Genomic DNA, 3,098 nt, shown 5'->3' on the forward strand with positions numbered 1-3,098 from the left:
CGCCGAGGTGACCGCTATGACGTCCGACATCACGCCCGCCGCCCGCAGCGTCCGGCACACCTCAAGACCGTGCATGTCGGGCAGGTAGAGGTCGACCTTGGGCGGGACCCGCCCAGCGTCGCGACGAACGGGGACCGGAAGGCATCATGAGGAACGATCCCGGCTCCGCCACCGCCCCCGTCACACCATGAACAGGACCCGCCCGGCAGCATGAGAACCCCGGACCGGAGGGCACCGCTGGGAGTGGGACACCGCGCGGCGACTGCACCGGTCACCAAAGAAGACGAACAGTCCCAAAATATAACGTCATACGGTAAAAGTAGCGATCATGTAGTTATGAAGGTACAAATGCCGCGCACTGTCATGGAGGCCGAGGCCATCCAGGACGAGCTCAGAGCACTGCTCGACCTGACCGGTCCCGGTCCCCACAGTCCGGCCAGGGTCGCGGGAGTGGACGTCGCCTACGACAGGGACCGGCTGGCGGCGGCGGTGACCGTGCTGGACGGGACGACGCTGGAGATCGTCGAAGAGGTCGCCGTCAGCGGGAGGGTGGCCTTCGACTACGTCCCCGGGCTGCTCGCCTTCCGGGAGGTTCCCGCCCTGCTGGACGCCCTTGAGCGGCTCTCGGCGACCCCCGACCTGGTCGTCTGCGACGGATACGGCCTGGCGCACCCGCGCCGCTTCGGCCTGGCCTGCCACCTCGGCGTGCTCACCGGACTGCCCACGATCGGGGTCGGCAAGACCGCCTTCGTCGGCACCTATCCCACGCCCGCGCCCGAGCGGGGCTCGTGGGCCGACCTGACACTGGACGGCGACGTCGTCGGCCGCGTGCTGCGCACCCGGAACGGGGTCAAGCCCGTCTTCGTCTCCGTGGGACACCGCGTCGACCTCGCCACGGCCTGCCACAACGTGCTGAACCTGACACCCCGCTACCGCCTTCCCGAGACGACCCGCGCCGCCGACCGGCTCTCCCGCGAGGCACTGATCGAAAACTGTCGTCCGGACCTGGTTGGATCCACTCAATACCACGAAATGGGATGAAGTGAGCGACAACGAGTGGGCCGAGGACGTCGACGCGTGGTGCGACACCAACCTGGCGCGGATCCGCCGGCGGCTGGCGAGCGGGTTTGATCCCGGGCAGTGGCTACCGTGGCTGCGCACGACGCCCCTGCACCGGGCCGCCCAGGAGGGTGCCGTCCAGGTGATAGAGCTGCTGCTGGCCTCGGGCGCGGAGGTCGACCCCGTCGACGCCGACGGCGCCACCCCGCTCTGGGAGGCCGTGCGCCACGGCTGGGACGACGCCGTGCGGGTCCTGCTCGCCGCGGGCGCGGACCCCTGGCGGCCGTGCATCGCGGGCCGCTCCCCCGGCTCCCAGGCGCTCTTCACCGAACTGGCCGACCTGTTCGCCCAGCTGCCCGGGGCTCCCACCGTCAGCCCCAGGCTCCGCGAGCTCCAGGACACCGTCGACGCGATGATGTTCTCGTACGAGGACTACAACGAGGGACTGTGCGTCGCCTTCGTCGGCGAGGTGACCGAGGAGGAGGTCATCCGCCGCCTGGGCGCCGTGCCGGAGTCGTGCCCGCCGCTTTCGACCGGCGAGCTGTGGAGCGCCGAGCACGCCTCCCCCGTGGAGGTCCTGCGGGTGGCCAGCCCGCCGGGGGGTGGGGTGGTGCTCTTCCAGTCCGACGGCATCCTGCCGGTGCACGACGGGGTCGGCCGTGCCGTCACCTCGGGTGGCGGGGTGCTGGCCGGGGCCTTCCCGTTCGCCAGCGCGTCCGTCGACATCTGGCGGGACGGGCTCCCCGCCGGACGGCCCTCGGTGCACGAGCAGCTCTCCGACAGCAGCATGGTCGAACTGTGGATGTGCCGTTTCGGCGACTGCGGCGCCCACCCCTCCACCGCGACCGAGCGCACCCTGGGCCTGATGACGCTGCTGACCTCCACCTACATCACCGAGGAGTGGCTGTGGAGCGCTCCGATGAGACTGGTCCCTGTCACACTGCGGTGAAGTGGGTAGAGTCGCACAACGATGAGAATCCACACGATCACCGCGCTCTGGGAAGACATACCCGACGATGCCGACGACCTCGTCCTGGTACGCGGCGGGTTCCGGGTCTATCTCTGCCTGTGCGGCAGGCCACTGGCCGACAGGGCCGCGGCCGAGCTGCACGCGTCGGAGACCAACCAGTGCACCACCTGCCTGGGCAGCACCGTCGAGAACATCGTGCCCGACTTCTCCCAGCAGTGCACGGCCTGCGCCGGGACCGGCCGGCGCAGGGCGCAGCTGACCTGGCAGCTCGCCCACGCCGAGGCCGAGACGATGATCACCGTCGAGTTCGTCCGCGGGCTCATCGCCGGCTTCACCGAGCCGTTCCGGCTCTCCGAGGTGGCCGACCTGGTCCGCGACACCCTCAACCTCCCGGTGGGCCGGCTGCCGGTCGGCCCGCGGGTCCGCGACGTCCTGCGCACCCTGGAGGCGAGGGGCGAACTCGTGCTGCTCTCCGCCCCCGACGAACTCCTGCGCGGCACCTCGGTCATGCTCTACCGCGATCCCTACTGGGAACACGCCACCGGCTGAGCGTCCTTCGCGGCTACATCTTCTCCGCCGCCGCGAGGTAACCCGCCAGCATGGCCAGCGCGACATCGCGTACCGCGTCGTCGCCGGGCAGGAAATCGGCGCTGTGCATGCGTACGTCCGTGCCGTCACCGACCCCGACGAACATCATCAGGCCGGGCAGCACCGCGGAGAGATAGGAGAAGTCGTCGGCGCCGAAGGAGAGCAGCGGCCGCGAGAGCGTGAGGCCCAGGTGGGTCAGGTGGGCACCGGCTCGGGTGGCGAGCCCGGAGTCGTTGTACAGGACCGGCTCCCCCCGGGTGATGCTCACCTTCGCCTCGCAGCCGTGGGCCCGCGCGACCAGGTCCGCGACCTCCTCCAGCCGGGCGTGCACCTGGTCGCGGATGCGCTCGCTCAGCGCCCTGACCGTACCGCCGGCCGCGGCCAACGTCACCGGGATTGACCAGCAGGCACTGGTCGAAGGACAGGCAACCGCAGCCGATGCACTCGGTGAACCGATCGCGCATGCGCTCCAACTTCTCGA

At 70.3% G+C, this 3,098-nt stretch carries 4 protein-coding genes; 3 read left to right on the plus strand and 1 reads right to left on the minus strand.

The genetic code is table 11. The features are described from left to right. Nucleotides 1–336: 336 nt before the first annotated feature. Genes ABZ260_RS49125 through ABZ260_RS49135 form a run of 3 tightly spaced genes read left to right on the plus strand, consistent with a single transcriptional unit; the run spans nt 337 to nt 2,578 of the window. On the plus strand, nt 337–1,041 hold the full coding sequence (locus ABZ260_RS49125; RefSeq protein ID WP_355632314.1) for an endonuclease V: 705 nt from the start codon (nt 337–339) through the stop codon (nt 1,039–1,041). Between the two features lies 1 nt (nt 1,042). Next, entirely contained in the window at nt 1,043–2,008 is a 966-nt protein-coding gene (locus tag ABZ260_RS49130; protein ID WP_350964459.1) for an ankyrin repeat domain-containing protein, read from the plus strand. 21 nt (nt 2,009–2,029) lie between these two features. Then, nucleotides 2,030–2,578, plus strand: coding sequence for a hypothetical protein (locus ABZ260_RS49135; RefSeq protein ID WP_355551825.1), 549 nt, complete (start codon nt 2,030–2,032; stop codon nt 2,576–2,578). Between the two features lie 13 nt (nt 2,579–2,591). Here the strand turns inward: ABZ260_RS49135 and ABZ260_RS49140 are convergent, their stop codons facing one another. Beyond that, nucleotides 2,592–3,008 carry a hypothetical protein gene (locus ABZ260_RS49140; protein ID WP_355632318.1) on the minus strand — a complete coding sequence of 139 codons (417 nt, stop codon included), beginning with the start codon at nt 3,006–3,008 and terminating at the stop codon, nt 2,592–2,594. Between the last annotated feature and the right edge of the window lie 90 nt (nt 3,009–3,098).

This window comes from Streptosporangium sp. NPDC006013, assembly GCF_040614275.1.
Lineage (GTDB): Bacteria > Actinomycetota > Actinomycetes > Streptosporangiales > Streptosporangiaceae > Streptosporangium.

Bases quoted from the DNA above. Each gene is read 5' to 3' on its own strand.
- ABZ260_RS49125 (WP_355632314.1), top strand. From the start codon at position 337: ATGAAGGTACAAATGCCGCGCACTGTCATGGAGGCCGAGGCCATCCAG.
- ABZ260_RS49135 (WP_355551825.1), top strand. From the start codon at position 2,030: ATGAGAATCCACACGATCACCGCGCTCTGGGAAGACATACCCGACGAT.